Origin of the sequence: Clostridium sp. (assembly GCF_050717545.1) — a bacterium.
GTDB lineage: Bacteria > Bacillota > Clostridia > Clostridiales > Clostridiaceae > Clostridium_AD.
The window spans coordinates 25082-45712 of record NZ_JBOITN010000019.1; the positions used below are offsets into that span (position 1 = coordinate 25082).

At 29.6% G+C, this 20631-nt stretch carries 20 protein-coding genes and 1 pseudogene; 19 read left to right on the top strand and 2 right to left on the bottom strand.

The annotated features are described in order from the left end of the window. The first annotated feature begins 7 nt into the window (after positions 1–7). The 10 genes from ACREVX_RS04400 (at position 8) to rfbD (ending at position 9174) form a co-directional block, all read left to right on the top strand. On the top strand, positions 8–1138 hold the full coding sequence (locus ACREVX_RS04400; RefSeq protein WP_431542953.1) for a glycosyltransferase family 4 protein: 1131 nt from the start codon (positions 8–10) through the stop codon (positions 1136–1138). 133 nt (positions 1139–1271) lie between these two features. After that, positions 1272–2456, top strand: a complete 1185-nt coding sequence (locus ACREVX_RS04405; RefSeq protein ID WP_431542954.1) for a glycosyltransferase family 4 protein — start codon at positions 1272–1274, stop codon at positions 2454–2456. Between the two features lie 331 nt (positions 2457–2787). Next, a complete protein-coding gene (locus tag ACREVX_RS04410; protein WP_431542955.1) occupies positions 2788–3993 on the top strand; it encodes a hypothetical protein in 1206 nt (401 codons plus the stop codon). A gap of 4 nt (positions 3994–3997) precedes the next feature. Continuing rightward, a complete protein-coding gene (locus tag ACREVX_RS04415; protein WP_431542956.1) occupies positions 3998–5110 on the top strand; it encodes a polysaccharide pyruvyl transferase family protein in 1113 nt (370 codons plus the stop codon). A 31-nt stretch (positions 5111–5141) separates the two neighbouring features. Next, the gene (locus ACREVX_RS04420; RefSeq protein WP_431542957.1) at positions 5142–5345 is read left to right on the top strand and encodes a sugar transferase; all 204 of its coding nucleotides are present in this window, start codon (positions 5142–5144) and stop codon (positions 5343–5345) included. An 84-nt stretch (positions 5346–5429) separates the two neighbouring features. Beyond that, a complete protein-coding gene (locus ACREVX_RS04425; RefSeq protein WP_431542958.1) occupies positions 5430–5660 on the top strand; it encodes a hypothetical protein in 231 nt (76 codons plus the stop codon). A gap of 53 nt (positions 5661–5713) precedes the next feature. Beyond that, entirely contained in the window at positions 5714–6592 is an 879-nt protein-coding gene (rfbA, locus tag ACREVX_RS04430) for a glucose-1-phosphate thymidylyltransferase RfbA (RefSeq protein WP_431542959.1), read from the top strand. 9 nt (positions 6593–6601) lie between these two features. Beyond that, positions 6602–7174, top strand: a complete 573-nt coding sequence (rfbC, locus tag ACREVX_RS04435) for a dTDP-4-dehydrorhamnose 3,5-epimerase (protein ID WP_431542960.1) — start codon at positions 6602–6604, stop codon at positions 7172–7174. Positions 7175–7180: 6 nt separating this feature from the next. Next, complete coding sequence (gene rfbB, locus ACREVX_RS04440; RefSeq protein ID WP_431542961.1) at positions 7181–8233, top strand: dTDP-glucose 4,6-dehydratase; 1053 nt, start codon at positions 7181–7183, stop codon at positions 8231–8233. Positions 8234–8340: 107 nt separating this feature from the next. Next, a complete protein-coding gene (gene rfbD, locus ACREVX_RS04445; protein ID WP_431542962.1) occupies positions 8341–9174 on the top strand; it encodes a dTDP-4-dehydrorhamnose reductase in 834 nt (277 codons plus the stop codon). Positions 9175–9604: 430 nt separating this feature from the next. On the opposite strand, the pseudogene ACREVX_RS04450 reads toward rfbD, so the two are convergent. After that, positions 9605–9817, bottom strand: a pseudogene (locus ACREVX_RS04450) (N-acetylmuramoyl-L-alanine amidase); the annotation flags it as partial. Positions 9818–9835: 18 nt separating this feature from the next. After that, positions 9836–10135, bottom strand: coding sequence for an N-acetylmuramoyl-L-alanine amidase CwlD (locus ACREVX_RS04455; protein WP_431542963.1), 300 nt, complete (start codon positions 10133–10135; stop codon positions 9836–9838). Between the two features lie 159 nt (positions 10136–10294). Here ACREVX_RS04455 and ACREVX_RS04460 point away from each other — a divergent pair, with 159 nt between their 5' ends. The 9 genes from ACREVX_RS04460 to ACREVX_RS04500 all read left to right on the top strand — a co-directional run bounded on the left by ACREVX_RS04460 (position 10295) and on the right by ACREVX_RS04500 (position 20247). Further along, positions 10295–12004 carry a dockerin type I domain-containing protein gene (locus ACREVX_RS04460; RefSeq protein WP_431542964.1) on the top strand — a complete coding sequence of 570 codons (1710 nt, stop codon included), beginning with the start codon at positions 10295–10297 and terminating at the stop codon, positions 12002–12004. Between the two features lie 48 nt (positions 12005–12052). Then, positions 12053–13078 (top strand): cohesin domain-containing protein, encoded by a 1026-nt coding sequence (locus ACREVX_RS04465; RefSeq protein WP_431542965.1) that lies wholly within the window; start codon positions 12053–12055, stop codon positions 13076–13078. Between the two features lie 75 nt (positions 13079–13153). Then, a complete protein-coding gene (locus tag ACREVX_RS04470; protein ID WP_431542966.1) occupies positions 13154–14686 on the top strand; it encodes a S8 family serine peptidase in 1533 nt (510 codons plus the stop codon). Positions 14687–14881: 195 nt separating this feature from the next. Further along, positions 14882–16009: a GDSL-type esterase/lipase family protein gene (locus ACREVX_RS04475; RefSeq protein WP_431542967.1), complete on the top strand. Its 1128-nt coding sequence runs from the start codon at positions 14882–14884 to the stop codon at positions 16007–16009. 252 nt (positions 16010–16261) lie between these two features. Further along, positions 16262–17248: an LCP family protein gene (locus tag ACREVX_RS04480; RefSeq protein ID WP_431542968.1), complete on the top strand. Its 987-nt coding sequence runs from the start codon at positions 16262–16264 to the stop codon at positions 17246–17248. Between the two features lie 153 nt (positions 17249–17401). Next, on the top strand, positions 17402–17824 hold the full coding sequence (locus ACREVX_RS04485) for a hypothetical protein (protein ID WP_431542969.1): 423 nt from the start codon (positions 17402–17404) through the stop codon (positions 17822–17824). A 29-nt stretch (positions 17825–17853) separates the two neighbouring features. Then, entirely contained in the window at positions 17854–18309 is a 456-nt protein-coding gene (locus ACREVX_RS04490) for a helix-turn-helix domain-containing protein (protein ID WP_431542970.1), read from the top strand. Positions 18310–18354: 45 nt separating this feature from the next. Beyond that, complete coding sequence (locus ACREVX_RS04495) at positions 18355–18786, top strand: ImmA/IrrE family metallo-endopeptidase (RefSeq protein ID WP_431542971.1); 432 nt, start codon at positions 18355–18357, stop codon at positions 18784–18786. Between the two features lie 153 nt (positions 18787–18939). Then, positions 18940–20247, top strand: coding sequence for a hemolysin family protein (locus ACREVX_RS04500; protein WP_431542972.1), 1308 nt, complete (start codon positions 18940–18942; stop codon positions 20245–20247). Positions 20248–20631: the final 384 nt, after the last annotated feature.

Below are 20631 nucleotides of genomic sequence, written 5' to 3' on the forward strand. Positions count from 1 at the left end.
AGAAATTGTGGCAGCTCAAAAATTATTATATGTAAGAAGTGGACCATATCAATTAAGCTTTAGTAATTATAATTTGCAGGAAGTTGGCTTAGCAACTGCCTTTTGTGAACAAGGTTTTGATTGTGATATTTTATATTATAGTAAAGAAAATAGAGATCAAATTATTCAAATAGGAGAAAGACAAATACGCATTTTATGGAGAAAAGGAATAAAGATTTTAAGAAGTGGAATTTATCCTTGTATTTTAAAAAAAGATTTTCTTTCTCAGTATGATATAATAATTGTATCTGAATATAGTCAGCTTATGTCAGTGTTTATTAGTCATTTGAAAAAAAATGTTTATGTGTATAATGGTCCTTATTATAATCTTTTTAAACTTCCTTTTATACAACCAATTTATGATAAGCTATTTGTTAAGGATATGAATCAACATATTAAAAAGGTGTTTGTAAAATCTGAACTTTCAAAACGGTTTTTAGCGCATAAAGGCATTAATAATCTTGAAGTAGTTGGTGTTGGGCTTGATATAAGTAAGTATAATGATGAATTAGAAATTAAAATCGAAACACAGACCTTAATTGAAAAAATGACCGGGCAACGTAATTTGCTTTATGTTGGTAGCTTAAGTAAAAGGAAAAATTTTAAATTCTTAGTTCAAACTTTTAAAAAGCTAAAACGAACTAGTCAGATAGATGACATTCAACTTGTAGTTATTGGAAAAGGTGATCAAGCATACATAAAATCATGCTTAAATATTTTGAATAATGAAGAACGAGAATCGGTAATTATGTGCGCTTTTATAGAAAATGCTCAGTTGAAATATATATATCCTTTGGCAAAGATATTTCTTTTACCTTCTGTAAAAGAAATTTTTGGTATGGTATTGTTGGAGGCTATGTATTTTGGTATTCCAGTTATTTCTAGTTTGAATGGTGGTTCAGCTACTTTAATTGAAACTGGAGCAAATGGAATAATTATTAATGAATTTGATACGGATGTATGGGGAAAGCAAATTGATTGTCTTTTATCAGATGCTAATAAAGCTTATGACATGGGAAAGCTTGCAAGTGAGACTATAAAATCTAATTTTATGTGGAGTTCAATAAGTAAAAAAATGTTAGATAATATAAAAGTATAAAAAAATGGTTGAGGATAGTTTTATAAAATTATATAATCCCATGAGGTGTATTTTAGACATGTATTTAAAGTGAAGATAAGTAAGTGCAGAGTATTTAAATATTTTGTCCTTAAATGCAAAGGGGAGATAAACGTTGAAAATAGCCATATTATGCCATAGTATCTTTGATGATGGCGGAGTTCAGAGGGTAATAACCACATTAAGTAATTTGATAAGTAAAGAAAACGAGGTTGAAGTCATCTGTACTAATACAAATATCCCTATAGATTATGAAAAATATAAACTAGATAGTAATAGAGTAAGGGTTGTATATAATAAATTAAATACAGATAATTACGTTAAAATTTTTATTAGAAAAATATTTAGAGGTTTAAATAAATTCACTTCCATATTTAACAATAAAAAGTCTATTGACATAATCGGTAATTTATATTATCCGAAAAATATGAGAGAAAATTTTATAAAACTTTGTAAAGCAAATGAATACGATATAGTAATCGGATGTCAAGGTGAATATTCAGTTTTTTTAGGAATAATGAAATCAAAAATTAAGTGTAAAGTAATTGGGTGGGAACATAATTCATTTGATGCATATCTAAATAGTAAATATAGATATTATTGGAATAGGGACATACTATTCAAAGAATATCTACCGTATTTAGATGAGCATATAGTCTTGACAAAATTAGATGCAAATAAGTACATAAATCAATTAGAAGTATCGAGTAAGGAGATTTATAATCCTCTAAGTTTTAAATCATTTGAAAAATCAAAATTAATTAGTAAGAAAATTATCGCGGTCGGGAGGTTAACTAAACAGAAGGGATTTGATAATTTACTAAAAGCGTTTGAAATAGTTAATTTACATAATAATGAATGGACACTTGATATTGTAGGTGAAGGAGAAGATGAAAAAAAACTGAAAAATTTAATTGTTAATTTAAACTTAACTAAAAAAGTTAAAATACATAAGTTTACTAATAAGGTTGAGGATTTGATTAGAGAGGCTTCAATCTATTCGATGTCATCAAGATGGGAAGGATTTGGATTAGTGGTAACGGAAGCGTTAGAATTAGGTGTTCCAGTTGTAACTTTTAATACAACTGGTCCAAGTGAAATTATTGAGGATGGTAAATGTGGATGTATTGTAGAGAACAATAATATTGAAGCATTTGCAGATGCACTAATAATGCTAGTTGATAGTTATGATAAAAGATTAGAGTACTCTATAAATGGAATAGAAAGAGTTAAATGTTTTTATGGAGAAAATATAATAATTCAATGGCAGAATTGCTTTGAAAATGTAATGAAGTTGTAACTATAATGTAACAGAGAAGGGATATAATAAAATCTGGTGTATTTATAGTAATTAGAATGATAATGAAATATTTAGGTATAAATTATGATAGATAAAAAAACACATTTAAAACAACTTATAAAGGATTTCAAAAAATATTACCCACTTGTAAAGGGGAATTTTACTTTGAAAATTAAAAAGGATATTAGGTGAGAAAATGCAAGAAAAAAGTAAATTATATTTTATAGACAAGTTAATATTAATATATTTTGTCGTTCAGATATTATTCTTAAGATGGTATGGAAAAGATTATTTTAAGTATGTGAGTATAATACTAATAATTGTAATTATAATGAGAATAAAAAGTAACTTTAAAATTAGAGTGTTAGACATTGTATTTAGTCTACTGTATACACTTACAATAATTATAAATATAATTGCTAATGGCATTAAACCAAAAATTATAAACAACTTATACACTCAAGGAATAGCAAATTTAATTATAATAATTTATATACTTACATTGGCTTACGAGCATAATCAAGAATTGAAAGATTTTATTTTGAAATATTTATATGTAATATTAAATATTTATTTTATTATAAATGTTCCCATCTTAATAAAACAATTAGACAAAACATATTTTTTAATGAGGAATATGCAAGATAATCAAATGTATGAAGACCACATAACTGGATTAATTGGTTCAGGTGGAACTCATGAATTAACTTTTTATTGGAGTCTTTTAATTATTATAAATATATATAAATACTCGCAGACTAAAAATAAAATAATACCTATTTTAACAAGTATGTATGTAGTATTTATGTTTATAATATCAACCCAAAATGATAATACGGCATTTTTTGTTGTTTTTCCAGCTATAGTAGGACAGTATTTTATAATAAAATACATATTAAATATAAAAGATATATTAGGTATAAAAGACATCTTAAGTATAAAAGATATCTTAAGTAAAAAAAATATTATTTTGCTAATGAAATTTTCACTTACTGTAGTATTTATAGTGATTTTAAGCGTATATGTATTCAATAATAATAAAAATGTGAATAAGTTTGTTAATACTAGGGTTATTACTAAACTTGAACAATTTAATCTAATTGAAAATAAAGATTCTTCAACACAAAAAGATCTAGAAAGAATAGCATTATTTAAAATATCATTGGAGATTGGAAATGGATATAAGTTAGGACGTGGGATAGGTAGTGTACAGCCTTATGGTGATCCATCCTTACCAAGGCATTTTGGTATGAGTGAAATTTCTATTCGAACTTATGAAGGGGGTATTATATATTTAGCTATACTTATATTAATTTATTCACACTTTTTGAATAGAATATTTACAATAAGAATAAGAAAACATCAATTTAATAGCTTTATTGTAATATGTTTTAACATAACCATTATGGCGATATATACAGTGATATTTAAACGACCTTTTTATTCTTTTGCACTTGCATTCATAATTTTCATATCTAGTCAAAGTTATGGTGAAGAAAAAAATCCAAAGAATATAAAAAAATTATACGAGGAGTAGATGAATGAAAATAGCTATTTTAACCATGTCTAATGGCATTAATTATGGAAATAGATTGCAAAATTATGCAACCCAAAGGGTTATAGAATCTTTAGGTTGTGAAGTTGAAACTATTAAAAATTTCACATTGCAAAATATAGTGAATAAAAGGGCAACTAAAGAAAGAATTAAATATATATTATCAGATTTATATGATGAACTTTCATTCGTTAAATGCAAAAAAATGAATAAAATTATGAGAAACATAAAATTTAATAGATTTACAGAAAAGTATATTAATCAAACTAATTATATAATTACTAAAGACAGCATACCTAGAAATATTAACAAAATGTATGATTATTTTGTATGTGGTAGTGATCAAGTGTGGAATCCTGAATTTCAAATTAATTCGGAAATTGATTTTTTAACATTCGCTAATAAAGGACAAAAAGTTGCTTATGCTCCTAGTTTTGGTGTGAGTGAATTACCAGAGGAATGTATTGATAATTATAAGAAATGGATTAATCAAATTGATTATTTATCAGTTAGAGAACAAGCCGGTGCTGATATTATTAAAAAACTAACTGGGAGAGATTCATTGGTTCTAGTTGATCCGACTTTAATGCTAAGCAAAAATGAATGGTTATCAATTGCTAAAAAGCCAAAGTCAAAGCTATCCAAAAAATTTATATTAACATATTTTTTAGGTGATAAAAGTAAAGCTACAGAAGTTAGAATTGATGATATTGCTACAAAACATAATTTAGATGTAATTAATCTTTTGGATTTAAGTGATAAATATATATACAGTGCAGATCCAAGTGAGTTTATTTGGTTAATAAATAATTCTGAATTAGTTTGCACTGATTCATTTCATGGTTCAGTTTTTTCTTTAGTTATGAAAAAAGCATTTATAGTTTTTGAAAGACAAGATACTCTTACATCAATGAATTCTAGATTGGATACTTTATTATCATTATTTAAAATGGAATCTAGACTAGGAAAAAATATTGTTAGTGACAATCAAATTTTTGATATTGATTTTAGCAAAGTAGACTCTGTTTTAGAAGTTGAGATAAGTAAAGCCTTTATGTATTTAAAGAATGCTTTGAAATTGAAAAATAATGAGAAGTAATGTAGGGAGACTCTATTAACATAAAAAAAATATGGGGTATTTAATAATTAAAAGAAAAATTGATATAGTGGGGGCTTTATCTGGAATTGTGTTATTAAGTCCGGTTATGATAGCTATTGCTATCTGGATTAAAATAGATTCTAAGGGGCCTATTTTTTTCGCCCAGAACATAGTTGGACAAGATGGCAGGGGATTTAAGATGTATAAGTTTAGGTCTATGTGCACAAATGAATAGACTCTTCTCGACAACCTTTAGGCTATAGATTAATTATATCCTAACGGGCATGCAATATTTTATTCCCAATCAGGCGTTAATTTAATGGGCATAGGATTCGGAATTAAAATTGAAACAACTGTTGGAATTAACGGAAATGGGCTTAATTTACTAAAAGCATTTGAACAATCTAACATTACGATATATAATATATTAAAGGCTCTGCCTGTAACTGGGGTATGGGAAACTGGAGATAGAATAATAAAGGAAGCTCCAACAGCTGGTTGTGTTTCAGAATGGGTATATGTCAAGGCTCGTTTAAATCAGGGGTCATAAACAACAAATAATAAGACAAACAAATAAGACTTTAAATTTAGAGGAGGAAAAATATGAAAGGTATTATTTTAGCAGGAGGTTCCGGTACAAGACTTTACCCCGTAACCAAGGCAGTATCAAAACAGATACTTCCAATATATGACAAACCAATGATATATTATCCATTATCCGTATTAATGCTTGCAGGTATAAAAGAAATATTGATTATTTCAACACCTAGGGATATAGTTACATTTGAAGAATTACTTGGTGATGGAAGTGACATTGGACTTAAATTGCAGTATGCTGTTCAAGAATTACCAAGAGGACTTGCAGATGCATTCATTATTGGTGAAGAGTTTATAGGAAATGATAAGGTAGCCCTAGTACTTGGGGATAATATTTTCCATGGTTATGGTTTCACTGAAAGATTAATGAGGGCTTCCGCAAGAGAAGGAGCTACTATTTTTGGATATCATGTAAGCAATCCAACTGATTTTGGTGTTGTTGAGTTTGATGATAAAAATAATGTAGTATCTATAGAGGAAAAACCTGAAAAACCTAAATCAAATTATGCTGTTCCAGGATTATATTTTTATGATAACAATGTAATTGACATTGCTAAGAATGTTAAACCTTCAGCTAGAGGTGAAATAGAAATAACCGCAGTAAATAACGAATATTTAAGGCAAGGCAAATTAAAAGTTGAACTTTTTGGTAGAGGAATGGCATGGCTTGACACAGGAACTCATAGAGGGCTACTAGACGCAGCTAACTTTGTTGAAGCAATACAAACGAGGCAGGGGTTGTATGTAGCTTGCATAGAGGAGATAGCTTATAGAAATGGATTTATAAATAAAGAACAATTACTAAAATTAGCACAGCCACTAATGAAATCAGAATATGGTAAATATTTAATTCAGATTGCTGACGAACATAATAAAGATAATTAGGGAGGAATCATGGGTAAATTTAATTTTATAGAAACTAGTGTAAAAGAATTGTACATAATAGAACCCAAAGTATTCGGAGACAACAGGGGTTATTTCATGGAAACATACAACAAGAATGACTTCTTTGAAGCTGGACTTACTATGGAGTTTGTTCAAGATAATGAATCAAAGTCTAAAAAAGGAGTACTTAGGGGGCTTCATTTTCAAACTAAAAATACTCAAGGGAAACTAGTTCGAGTTACAGAGGGTGAAGTATTTGATGTAGCTGTAGATTTAAGAAAAGGTTCAGCTACTTTTGGAAAATGGGAAGGAGTAATTCTTACAGCGGAAAATAAAAAGCAGTTTTATGTTCCAGAAGGATTTGCTCATGGTTTTTTAGTTATGTCAGATGTTGCTACGTTCAATTATAAGTGCACAAATTACTATGCACCACAGTACGACAGTGGACTATTATGGAATGATGAAGACATAGCTGTAGAATGGCCATTAGACGGTATAGAGGAGATTCTATTGTCAGATAAGGATAAAATACAAAATAAATTCAAAGATTTAGAAATACCATTTGAATATAAAGGGGTGTAATCAATTATGAAAACATATTTAGTAACTGGTGGAGCGGGATTCATAGGCGCAAATTTTGTTCATTTTATGTTAAATAAATATTCGGATATAAAAATTATAAATTTAGATAAATTAACTTATGCAGGAAATTTAGAAAATTTAAAAGATATTGAAGATAATAAAAACTATTCATTTGTTCAAGGAGATATCTGTGACAAAGAGTTAGTAGAAAAATTATTTGCGAGTAATGATATTGATTATGTTGTTAATTTTGCAGCAGAATCACATGTTGACAGAAGCATAAAAGAACCAGAAATATTTGTTAAAACAAATGTTTTAGGTACAGTTAATCTTTTGAATGTAGCTAAGAATTCATGGGAAATTGAAGGCGGATTTAAAGAAGGCAAGAAGTTTATGCATGTATCTACAGACGAAGTATATGGTTCGCTTGGTGCAACAGGATTTTTCCTTGAAACTACACCACTAGACCCACATAGCCCATATTCTTCAAGCAAAACAGCCTCAGATTTAATGGTTAAAGCATACTCAGATACATATAAAATGCCTGTAAATACAACTAGATGTTCAAATAATTACGGACCATACCAGTTCCCAGAAAAATTGATACCATTACTAATTAACAACTGTTTAGGTCATAAAGCTTTACCAGTATACGGTGATGGAATGAATATAAGAGATTGGCTATATGTTGAAGATCACTGTAAAGCTATAGATATGGTTATAAATGGTGGCAGAGTAGGGGAAGTTTACAATATAGGTGGACATAATGAAAGAACTAACATGCAAATAGTTAAAACTGTTATAAGTTATTTAAATGAAAATGTAGATAAAGAAATAACAGAAAAATTAATAAGTTACGTTGAAGACAGAAAAGGACATGACATGAGATATGGCATAGATCCAACTAAGATAAAAGATGAATTAGGATGGTACCCAGAAACAACATTTGAAGTGGGAATAAAAAAGACAATTAAATGGAATTTGGATAACAAAGAATGGATGGATAATATAACGTCTGGTGATTATCAGAATTATTATAACAATATGTATAATAAATAAGTAGTATAAATGATACTCTTAGGGCATAAACTCTGAGAGTTTTATTTTGATTATGCAGCACCGAAGGTGATGGTTTAATTATAAATGCAACAAAGAGGAGATTGATTATGAAGGTATTAATTACAGGAGCTAATGGCCAGCTAGGAAGAGAGCTAGCTAAACAATATAAAGGTAAAGAAGGCATTGATTTACTACTTACGGATGTGTCAGAATTAGATATAACAAATGTACATCAAGTAAATAATTTTGTAAATGAAAATAAACCAGATGTAATTATCAATTGCGCGGCCCTTACAGCTGTTGATAAGTGTGAGACTGAAATAGATTTGGCATATAAGATAAATACAATAGGACCTAAAAACTTAGCAGCTGCCGCAAATCAAATTGGAGCAGAAATTGTTCAAGTATCAACAGACTATGTTTTTGATGGCAATGTTAATAAATCATTAACAGAATTCGATAAAGTTGACCCACAAACTATTTATGGTAAAACAAAGCTAGAGGGTGAAATACTAGTTCAAAATCTTAATTCAAAGCACTACATAGTTAGAACTGCATGGCTTTATGGAGACGGAAATAATTTTGTTAAAACTATGCTCAAATTAAGCGAAACTAATAAGATATTGAAAGTAGTTAATGACCAAAGGGGAACACCTACAAGTGCAGTTGATTTAGCTAAAGTTATAATAAAACTTGTAGAAGATAAGAATTATGGCCTTTTCCATTGTACATGTAAAGGCGAATGCACGTGGTATGAGTTTACTAAGGAAATATTTAGAATTAAAGGGATTAGTGCAGAGGTTTTTCCGTGCACAACACATGAATTTCCAAGACCAGCAAAAAGACCAGAATATTCGGTGCTTAGAAATAGTATGTTAGAACTTACTACTGGCGATATAACTAGAACTTGGCAGGAAGCGATTAGTGAGTATTTAAAATAATATATTAATAAATGTCAAGAGTATAGATAAAAAGGGTACCTTTGCCAAGGACAATTTTTAAATTAACTGACAATCATTGAATGGAGATGACTAGAAATAGTTGTCTCCATTCAATGGGGTAAGTCGTTTAATTAGTAATTAGGTATATTAGCATATGTTAAATATTTTAATTTTGTAGCGTTAAATTTGAATGTGTTATTTGGAAAAGAAATGGTAGGACTAAGAGAAATTATATTACCAGTAGGTATAATATTGTTATTTTTGAAACAGTAGAAAGGCTGAGTAATTTTGATTAGAATTTTGTGTAGTAAAATTGTGGTAGGTTTTAATGAAGTATATAATATCCTATTGTAGAAGATTAAAAAAACATCGTTAAGGAGCTTTTAACGATGTTTTTTATTTTAGAAATAATAAATTTATGTATACAGTCTTATTGTGCAGTAAGTTCACTAATAATTGAATTTGCGATAGTTTCTGAGTTATATTTAGCCATATCAACTTTGGAGTCAAGGAAGCTGCATTCAATTAAGATTGAAGGTGGTTTTACATGTTTCAACAAATAAAATGATGAGTTATACTTAATTCCTCTATTGTAATAACCTAAAGATACAATATTGTTTAATACGAGTTTAGCAAATACTTTACTTGTATCAGTACGCTATTATACCTCTGTTCCATGAGCGGAACCATTAAAAATATTAAAATGAATTGATGCAAAAACGCCCACTTCATTAGAATTAGCTGCCTGAACATGTTGACTTAATGAATTAAGAGTGCTTGTAGCACTACTTGGAGTACAATCAACGACAATGTGACCAAGGTTTTGAATATGAGATTGATATTTAATACTAATAGTATTATTAGTAACACCATATACTTTATTATTACCAGGTACTGCAAGAAAAATTATAAGATGTTTAATATGCTGATTAAGGCATGAAATATTCAAATAAATGTACATAAAAAATGATTTATATCTTCAGAAGTGATTTTTTTAAACGAGTATTAGATAGTATAAGGTTTTTTTATGTCTATGGGTTTTAATTATGATATAATTTCCATAGATTACGGTATTCAACTAAAGTGTTTAATAATAGTTAGTAAATAGAGGGGTGTTTTAATGCATAAATTTAAAATAATTAATAATAAAGTTAAAGTCGTTTTCAGAGTGTTTTCCATAATTATGTGTCTAGGTTTAATATACTTCAATACACCGAATTTACAGAAGATTGTTTTTGCTAATACGGGAGAGGATATAGATACAAAAATTGATCTAAATAATGATGGCAAGGTTGAGATTGTAAAATTTCACAAAGGAATACTTAAGGTTTCATCAACAGATGGGAAGGTTATTTTTGAAAAAGACGAAGGTGAAGATGTCTATAGCTCAATAGCTTTTATCAAGGATAAAAAAATCAATGATACAAAGGTATTATTCCAAAGTAAGACAAAGAACACTTCTGGTTCATTAGCGTATACTATATATAAATTGGATGGTGGGGAAATAAAAGAAGTCGTACATAAGGAAGATATATATAAAGGTATTATAAGCATCTCAGATAGTGGCGAAATTATAGAGGAGATCCCATCATATGTTGAAAATGATTCTAATGCAGTTCCATCATATACTGTTAAAAACCATTTTGTCTTACAAGATGATAAACTTGTTCTGGTAAAAACAGAAAAGCTTGGATATACTCCCAATGACAACCTTAGTGAGAATCCTTCTTTAAATGCCACAGTTTATCATAAAAACCCATCTTATGCTGAAATAGAAAAGATACTTGAAAATGTTGCTAATGAAAAAGGAATACCCGTAGCAATATTTAAGGCTATTGCTTGGCAGGAGAGCAGAGGAACAGATTATGATAATGGTAAAATTGCAAATTGGAGACAGTTTGTTAATGGAGAGGTATTAATGGGATATGACAAAGTAGGAATAGGTTTAATGCAGGTTTCAGATTATGTGAGAACAAATCCTACTCCAACTGATGTAGCATATATTAATAGACTTAAATATGATTTAGAATTTAATATAAGGGAAGGTGCTAAAATACTTCTTGACAAATGGGCATTGCAAACATACGATGGTGCATCATATAAGATACCAAGGGTGGGGGATGCATCACCAAACTATTTAGCAAATTGGTACTATACAATATGGGCATACAATGGGTATAGTTCAAGAAACAACCCTATAGCGCATACAGTTGACCCTATAAAATTCCCCTATTTACCTTATCAAACCATTGTAATAGGGCATGTTAATAATGTTTTTAATAAGTCTATGATAGACTTATACGAATATAATCGTAACTTATTTCCTGTAGTAGAATTACCAATACAGTTATCAAAAAATTTACCAAGAGCAGATATAGCAGAAATAAGTGGTAAACACTCTGGTGATCTTAAAATTAAAGAGAAAAATTACAATTATATAACCACTACAAATTTAACCATAAGGGATGCAAACATGGTTGGAACTTCTACATATTTTATGAAAAATGATGTTGTGACGATTAAGGGATCTCCAGTAATAAAAGATGGATATGTAACTTATTATGTTGAAGGAGCAAGTAAAAGTGGTTATGTTAGAGGAAATTGGTTAAAACCAGTTGGAGATATAAATTGTGACGGACAGGTAGATATATACGATTTTGTAAAACAATCAAAAAACATTAATGGACAGGGAACAATTATTAATGACATTAACAGGATATCCATTGAGAGTTCCGATGTAAATATGGACGGAGTTGTAGATATAAAGGATATTGCACTTACAGCTACAAATTATAATTTCTCTTTATATAAAATTAATATAAGTAATTAAGAAATTATTGTATTCTAAAAGCTGTGGAGAGGAAAGGTACTAGTTGTTATGAAAAAAATAATGTCATTTTTTATATGCTTTATATTATTTTTATATGGAGGAAATGCTAAAGCAGCACAAGTTCCATCGCTAAGCGTAGATGTAAAAGGGAATATAGAAATAGGACAAACTATCAAGATACTAATAAATGTAGATAATATAGATACTCTTTATGCAGGAGCTGCAACAATCAAATATAACCCTAAAGTTTTAAAAATAATTAGCTTTGAAAAGGGTGATTTAATTGCTAAAAGTGGGACGAGCATCTTTGATGTGGAAAATAAAATAGACAATACAAATGGAATAGCAAGCTTTGGAGGATTTACATGTTTGGGTCAAGTTGATGGGTTTTCAGGCACAGGCACTTTCCTTAAAATAAATGCAGAGATTTTAAAAAAGGATAACTTTAATATAAATAGCCAACCATTTTTATCTAGTCCGAATGATAATTATAATCTCAAAATTCAGCTTTGTGATAAAAATATTGAAGAAGTATCTTATCAATTTAAGGCATACGAATTTAAAGCTACTATCGGTACTCCGGCTATTGCGGACAATAAAGATGGAGCTAGTGTGATAAATTCAGATATAGATAGTAATGCAGGTGTTAGTACTGAATCTTCAGCTAATACGAAGAGTAAAATTAAACAGGAAGAAATTGTTGTAAATTCAGACACAAATACTAAGGCACAAACTAGTATTGAAGTTCCAGTTAATAATGAAAGTGAAAATGAGCAGGATAAAGTTATGGTAAATCTAGATACAAAGGGTGATACAAAAAATACTACTGATTCTTTACTTATTAAGGAGAACGAAATAAAAAAAAGCGTGTTAGCAAGTAATTCAAAGACTAGTAATAATGCGAATGGAGTAATTAACAAAATTAAAACAGATTCGCCAGAAAAAATTGAGAGTTCAAACAAAACTAAAAAAAATACCGGATGGCAACAGGGTATACTAATTAGTTGTACAATTTTATTGGCTTTTGCAGTTATGAGTAGAATAATTTTTTATAGGAAAAAAATCATACGGTGAATTAATAATTATCGATAAATTAGATGTTAATTTAAATAAAATAGTTAATTTATAATTATTAATTTGGAGGTACTTATGAAAAAAAAGGCTTTAATAAAGTTGCTGGTGATTATATTTGTGCTTAACTTATATGGTGTTAGGGCGCAGGCTGCTTATAATAATTCTTTGAGTGATACTATTAAAAGTGATAGTTTAGGTGTTAAATCAAAAATAATGAGTAATTACAAAAAGAATAAGGCAAAGGAAAACTTTAAAAAAGATGAAATTATAGTGAAAATTAAGACTGGTGCTACAAATTCAGCTATTGAATCTTCACAGAAAAAGTATGGTGTTAAATCTAAGAAAGAAATAAATCGGCAAACAGATATAGTGAAATTTGATAATAATAAATATTCAATGGATGAAATGCTAGTAAATTTGAACAATGATTTAAATGTCGAATATGCGGAGCCAAATTATATTAGCAGATTATCTAGTTTACCTCAGAATGAACCAGATTTTAATAAAATGTGGGGACTTAAGAACACGATAACTGAAGGGGTTGATATTAATGTTTCAGCTGCGTGGGGGAAAGGTACTGGTAATCCGAATTTAGTAGTTGGTGTACTTGATTCTGGGATAGATTATAATCATATAGATTTAAAAGAAAATATATGGATTAATAACGGAGAAATACCTGATAATGAAATAGATGATGATAATAATGGGTATGTGGATGATTATAATGGATGGGATTTTTCAGGAGTAAATAACGATGCTTATGACGATAATAGCCATGGCACACACGTTAGCGGAATAATTGCAGCATCATCTAATGGAGTTGGGACAGTTGGAGTTGCGCCGACTGTTAAAATAATGCCTTTAAAAGTAGCTAATACCCAAGGTGGGTTATATACTAGTGATGTAGTAAGTGCAATTCAATATGGTATTAGTAAGGGCGTGAAATTGTTTAATTGTTCCTTTGGTGGTAGTGATTTTTCACAAACGGAATATGATCTTATGGAAGACTCAGATGCTTTATTTATGTGTGCTGCTGGTAATGGTGATGCTTATGGAATAGGTATGGATAATGACAGCACAGTTAAGAACTATCCAGCAACTTATGATTTACCTAACATAATGTCAGTAGCTTCAATAGATGAATATGGTGATTTATCTCTTTTTTCAAATTATGGAGAAGTTACTGTTGACATTGCAGCACCAGGGAGTGATATTTATGGCACAGTGCCAGGCGGATATGGGTATAAAAATGGAACTTCGATGGCAACCCCTTATGTTACAGGAGTTGCAGCACTTGTTTTAAGTGCAAATATGGAGTTAACCCCAATTGAAATAAAAAACCGTATTTTGAAAAGCATGAGTAAATTACCTCAATTAGAAAGTAAAATTGCTACAGGAGCTATTTTAGATGCTTTTGCTGCTGTAAGTCTAATATTACCTACAGATATAGATAATAATGGGGCTACGGATATTGTTGATTTAGCATTAGTTGGATTAGCCTATAATTCACGTATAGGCTATTTAAAATATAAAAGGATACTAGATATTAATAATGATGGCATAGTAGATATTTATGATTTAGTTTGTGTATCAAAATCTATTAAATAAAGAAAATAAATAATTTAGATAGAGAGTGTCTAGTAAAATGTACTTTGTTATACTAGATTTTTTGCTATATTTTTAATGAGGCGATAATAACCTGCAATCTACATAATTTATGCATTTTTCGGAAAAATATAGCAAAACAGTAAATAAAATAGTATAATTAGTTACAGGAATTTTATATTTAAGGGGTGAATTGGGATGAAAAAGGTTTTATCAGTTATAACAATATTGTTAATAACAGTAGGGATTTTCGCAATTGGGGTTGGTGTTAAACGCGCAAACAAAAATCAAAAATCACTTGCTGTTTCATCGAAGCAGCGTAGAGAAGAAAGCGTAACTATTGATGCTAAAGCAGCAAATTTGAATTTTTATGAGAATCTTTCTGAAAATAGGGATGTAAAAGCTTTGATAATAGGAGATAGTATGAGTCAGAGCAATGGTTCATCTAGTGATGATAAAAAGTGGTATAATTTATTAATAAAAGATGTTAAGTCAAAATATAAATCAACTATGACAACTGATCTAATTACTGGTGACAGTACAACTGCTGTACGAGCAGGGGTTGAACTTAATAAAACTAAACTTACTAAAGAATATGATGTAGCATTTTTATGTTTTGGACAAAATGATCAGTGGAGTTTATCGCCAAAGCAATTTGGTACTTATTATGAGAGTATTATAATTAATCTTAAGAAAACAAATCCTAATATAGAGATAATACCAATTATAGAAAGCTCATTTAGAGAGTACAACAGTTATTCGGATATTATAATAGCACTATCTAAAAACTATAACTTTCAGCAAGCTGATATGGTGCTAGCATTTAATAATTCCGGAAATACATATAACGAGTTAGCAGAAAAGACAGAACTTCCTAATGACAAAGGATATAGTTTGTATGCACAGACTATTGAAAAGGTAATAGGTTCTAATATAACAGCTAATAAAAAAACAAATATAAAGTCTAACGTATTATATGATGATACTAATAAATTAACTAACTTTGTTTTAGATAAATCTCCAGATATAAATAATGGATTTATTTTGGAAGGGGTACTAACTTCAAAAAAAAAGTCAGATGAAATAACATTTAATACAACTAGTGAAGTCGCTATTTTAAACTTCTTAAATCAAAAAAACGGTGGAAAATTTAACGTGTATGTTGATGGTAAGTTTATACATGAGGTAGATACTAAGTCAAAATCCCAGTGTAGTAACTCTATTTTAGTAGCTGATGATTTAAAAGGACCTCACAAGATATTAATTAGAGCAACATCTTCAGTTGGAGGGCAAACAGTGAAAATTGTTGGAATAGCTACTAATTGACATTGATTTTACATAATATTGTTTTATCATAGATTGAATACTATAATAAAATAGAAGAGTGTAAAATTATGAGTAAAATAAATCATATTATTTAAGTAAATAGTGCATAAGAGACAAAAAGATGATAAAATAGATTGGGATACAATTAGGATAACGCTAGGATACAATATAGTATGAAAATTAAGTGATGGATATTGACGTCACCCAAAATATATTTTATCTTTAAGTTATTCAAAATGGGAAGGGGAAAATATGTCTAAAAATAGAAATAAGAAAAAACCAATGAAGAGGATTGTTATAAGTTTATTTGTAGCTGCATTACTGGTTTTTGGAGGAGCATTTGCTTTCACATTTTATCAAGTAGGTAAAGTAAACACTGTTAAAATACCAACTTCAGATGCGGATTTGGGTATAGCTACCGATAAGGCTCCGGCTTCGGAGGTTGATAGTAAAATAACAAATATTGCATTCTTTGGTATTGACGCGCGGAACACAGATGAACCTAGTCGTTCGGATTCTATAATGATACTTTCTATAGATACTAAAAACAAGAAAATAAAAATGTCATCTGTTATGAGAGACACTTATGTGGCAATAAAAGGGCATGGTCAAACAAAGATAAATCATGCCTACGCTTACGGTGGGCCACAGCTTGCAATAAGAACTCTTAATGAAAATTTTGATTTAAATATTAGAGATTATGTAACAGTTGATTTTTTTAACCTTGAAAAGATAATAAATAGTATTGGTGGAGTAAATATAGATGTTGCTAGAGATGAAGTTGATTTAATAAATAGCTACATGAAGGAAACAGCTAAAATTGAGGGGAAATCTGTAACTAGGATTACACATTCTGGATCACAGACCTTAAATGGAATGCAGGCTGTTGCATATACACGGATACGTTATACAGCAGGAGACGATTTTAAGAGAACTGAGAGGCAAAGAACGGTGCTTACAGGTATGCTTACAACGATTCAGTCAGCTGGTGCAACTAAGTTTCCATCTATTGTATCAGAGCTTCTACCTCTAACAGAGACAAGCTTTAATAGTATGGACATAATAACCCTTGGTGCAAAAGTGGTAGCATCTAAATCAACCATATTGGAGCAGGAAAGGTTCCCATCGGATGGTAACTGGACAGCACAAACAATATCTGGAACGTCATATTTAATTGCTAATATGCATTCTATGACAGATCAAATTCATAAATTTATTTACGAAGACATAAAACCTTAAACAATGTTAAACTTACATGCTAAGATAATTTAAACTAAAAGTGCTTTTGGGCACTTTTTTTCTAATTGTGATATGAAAGTATAAAAAAGAAGGAATTATAAATTATTTAGAGAATTAATAGGGGTAGTGATATAGAGTTGGAGGTGGAAAGATATGGTTGCAATATTAAAACTTATTGTTGCACTAATTAATGAATTACACGATTTTTTAACGGTTTTCTTTGATAGCTTTGGTGTGCAATTTACAGATAAAGAACTTCATTTTATTATAATAGGTATAGTTGGTATGGCTATTTATCTAGTAGTTAATGCTGTATTCAAAGCTATGGCGAAATATAGTATTTCGGTATTATCCTTTATTTATACTGTAACTGTGCTTTTAGTTATTGTTTTTGGTATAGAAATTATGCAAAAGATTACAAAACGTGGTCACATGGAATTTGCGGATATTGTAGCAGGCCTTTGGGGATTTACAGCATTTTTCGCTACTTACCTTGTAATTTGTGGTTTGGTACACGTAATTAAAAAAGGTATAAAAAAGTTGTATGCAAAAGACGTGGAAAACGATATGGATTAAAGATATAAATTATAAAGGATGGTGATTTTGTGGCAACCTTTGGAGAACGTTTTAAGCAGTTAAGACTAGAAAAGGGATTAAATCAGGATAAACTTGCTCATAATTTTTCTCTTAATAAAAGTTCAATATCTAGATATGAAAAAGACAGTCAAATACCAGAAAATCCGGCACTTCAAGACTTTGCAGATTTTTTCGAGGTTTCTATGGACTATTTATTAGCAAGATCTGATGTACGAAGTGTTGGGAAAGACTTGCAAGGTGAACCTGCTTTTACTTTAAAGGATGAAAGAGATATTGGTAAGTTACTGAATCAAACTCTTGAAATGATTAAATCCCAAGATGCAATTATGCTGGATGGCGATATACTAGATGAACAAGATTTAGAGATTTTAGAGAAATCTATAAAGGCTGGTCTAGAGTATGCTAAGATTTCAAATAAAAAGAAATATACGCCTAAGAAATATAGAAATAATAAAGAAGAGTGAAAATTAAGCATTAAACATTAGTATTCCTATTTGGAGGTGATTTATTTGGATTATGTACGCGACATTGCACAACAAATGATAAAAAAATATAAAACAAATGACCCTTTTGAATTAGCAGAATTACTAAAGATAAAAATTGTGTATGAGTACTTAGGGAAACATACTAGAGGATTTTATCAAGCATGCCCTAAGGTTAAAATTATACATATTAATAATGAACTAGATAATGCAGATAGAAGAATAGTGTGTGCACACGAACTTGGACATGCAGTGCTTCATAGTAAATTAAATATAATATTTCTTCAAAAAAACACATTTTATGTTAATAACAAATTTGAACGTGAGGCTAATACTTTTGCAGCAGAGCTAATTGTTCCAAGTGGATTATTTGTAGAACATACGGAATATACCATAGACCAGATTGCAGCACTTCATAATATTCCTTTGGGACTTCTTAAGCTTAAATACAAGATATAGATATTACATTAGTTAGTATAATGGTAAATATGGATATAATTATATGATAATTTGCATATTTTGAGATTAATTTTCATATTATCAGTATTGTGACCATGTTTTGTGATATTATATAGAGTATAAACAGTTTTTATTTTACAAGGAGGAATTTTAATGGAACCAGACCCCGCGCCTAACAATATAATGGTGCTATTTATATTAATTGTTATATCAACGCTGATAATTGCATTTTTTACAGCAGCAGAGATGGCAATAATGTCAATTAACAAAAACAAAATTAAAGAACTTGCTCAAGAGGGTAATAAAAAAGCGATGTTACTTACGTTGGTTATCAGTGAGCCTATGAAATATTTGGTGGCTATTAGAACACTAATTACTTTTGCTGGAGTAGGTTTTATAACGCTTGCAGCTACTAGTTTATCTGGCAGTTTTACGCTATACCTAGAAAATTTGAATGTGATTTACAGCAGACAGATTGCTTTAGCTAGTGTAATAATCTTGTTATCTTATACAACACTTGTATTTGGTGAGTTATTTCCAAAACGTATTGCTAGGCAAAAGCCTGAGGCAGTTGCAATGTCTTGCATAGTACCTATTATGCTAATAACGAAATTAGTTACTCCTTTTGCAACGTTACTAAATGTGTCCACTAATATATTAGTTAAGATAACTGGACTTGGCAAAGAGAATTTAGAGGAAGAACTTTCAAAAGAAGAAATGAAATCATTTGTAGAAATAGGGCAACAAAGAGGTGCTATTAACGAAACTGAGAGAATAATGATAAATAACATTATTGAGTTTGATGATAAATCAGCTATTGAAGTTATGACTCCAAGAACAGAAGTGTTTTTTATTGATATAAATGAGCCTACTTCTGAGTTCTTAGATGAGTTATTAGAAGAGAAGTACTCAAGAATGCCGGTTTATGAGGATGATATTGATAATATCATAGGAATACTTCATATGAAAGATTTTATAGTAGAGGCCCGCACAAGTGGCTTCGAAAATGTGGATATTAAGAAAATATTGCATCCACCGTACCTTGTTTCTGAAAGTAAAAATATAGATGAATTATTTAAAGAATTGCAAAAAACTAAAAACCATATGGCTGTGCTTATAGACGAATATGGTGGTTTTTCAGGACTCGTTACTGTTAAAGATATCATTGAAGAAGTTATGGGTGATATTGAAGATGAATATGATGATGACGAACCTGATATAAGGAAAGTTGATAATAACACTTATATAGTTAATGGATTACTTTCAATTGGTGAATTAAATGATCATTTAGATTTAAATTTGGTATCGGAACAATATAATACAATAGGAGGGTTTTTAATTAGTCTTCTGGGATGTATTCCTAAGATTAATGAAAACAAAACTATTCAGTATGGTAATGTAATATTTAAAATAGAGGAAGTTAAAGAAAGAAGAATAGGAAAAATTAAAATATGTATATAAGAGATGGCTCTACTTTAATAGGTGGGGCATTTTTTTATTCCATTAGTATGAACTTTCTCCTGCGCGGCACCAAATAAGAGTTTGAAACGTGAAATTCCATTAAGAAATTCTAATCTTTTGCAAATATAAAATTCTCTATCGTTCACATTCGGCGTACGCCGGTTCGCTAGCCTTCCTTCCAGTCAGGCTCACGAGAATTTTATATTAGAAAAAGAAGAATTTTAAATGGAATTTCAATGTTTCTGCTCTTCATATTTGGTGCCACTACTAGAGAAAGTTCATACTAGCATATTTATGGTAAGAAGCATCTACTATGGATGGTGAAGAAAACCCAACATTAACTTCATTTAGAGTAGTTGAAACCTTGATATATAGATGATATTA

What these genes read in the sequence shown, in the direction of transcription:
- ACREVX_RS04415 (WP_431542956.1), top strand. Translation starts at nt 3,998, where the DNA reads ATGAAAATAGCTATTTTAACCATGTCTAATGGCATTAATTATGGAAAT.
- ACREVX_RS04425 (WP_431542958.1), top strand. Translation starts at nt 5,430, where the DNA reads ATGGGCATAGGATTCGGAATTAAAATTGAAACAACTGTTGGAATTAAC.
- ACREVX_RS04500 (WP_431542972.1), top strand. Translation starts at nt 18,940, where the DNA reads ATGGAACCAGACCCCGCGCCTAACAATATAATGGTGCTATTTATATTA.
- ACREVX_RS04460 (WP_431542964.1), top strand. Translation starts at nt 10,295, where the DNA reads ATGCATAAATTTAAAATAATTAATAATAAAGTTAAAGTCGTTTTCAGA.
- ACREVX_RS04455 (WP_431542963.1), bottom strand. Translation starts at nt 10,135, where the DNA reads ATGTACATTTATTTGAATATTTCATGCCTTAATCAGCATATTAAACAT.
- ACREVX_RS04410 (WP_431542955.1), top strand. Translation starts at nt 2,788, where the DNA reads ATGAGAATAAAAAGTAACTTTAAAATTAGAGTGTTAGACATTGTATTT.
- rfbA (WP_431542959.1), top strand. Translation starts at nt 5,714, where the DNA reads ATGAAAGGTATTATTTTAGCAGGAGGTTCCGGTACAAGACTTTACCCC.
- ACREVX_RS04470 (WP_431542966.1), top strand. Translation starts at nt 13,154, where the DNA reads ATGAAAAAAAAGGCTTTAATAAAGTTGCTGGTGATTATATTTGTGCTT.
- ACREVX_RS04475 (WP_431542967.1), top strand. Translation starts at nt 14,882, where the DNA reads ATGAAAAAGGTTTTATCAGTTATAACAATATTGTTAATAACAGTAGGG.
- ACREVX_RS04485 (WP_431542969.1), top strand. Translation starts at nt 17,402, where the DNA reads ATGGTTGCAATATTAAAACTTATTGTTGCACTAATTAATGAATTACAC.
- rfbC (WP_431542960.1), top strand. Translation starts at nt 6,602, where the DNA reads ATGGGTAAATTTAATTTTATAGAAACTAGTGTAAAAGAATTGTACATA.
- rfbB (WP_431542961.1), top strand. Translation starts at nt 7,181, where the DNA reads ATGAAAACATATTTAGTAACTGGTGGAGCGGGATTCATAGGCGCAAAT.
- ACREVX_RS04420 (WP_431542957.1), top strand. Translation starts at nt 5,142, where the DNA reads ATGGGGTATTTAATAATTAAAAGAAAAATTGATATAGTGGGGGCTTTA.
- rfbD (WP_431542962.1), top strand. Translation starts at nt 8,341, where the DNA reads ATGAAGGTATTAATTACAGGAGCTAATGGCCAGCTAGGAAGAGAGCTA.
- ACREVX_RS04480 (WP_431542968.1), top strand. Translation starts at nt 16,262, where the DNA reads ATGTCTAAAAATAGAAATAAGAAAAAACCAATGAAGAGGATTGTTATA.
- ACREVX_RS04465 (WP_431542965.1), top strand. Translation starts at nt 12,053, where the DNA reads ATGAAAAAAATAATGTCATTTTTTATATGCTTTATATTATTTTTATAT.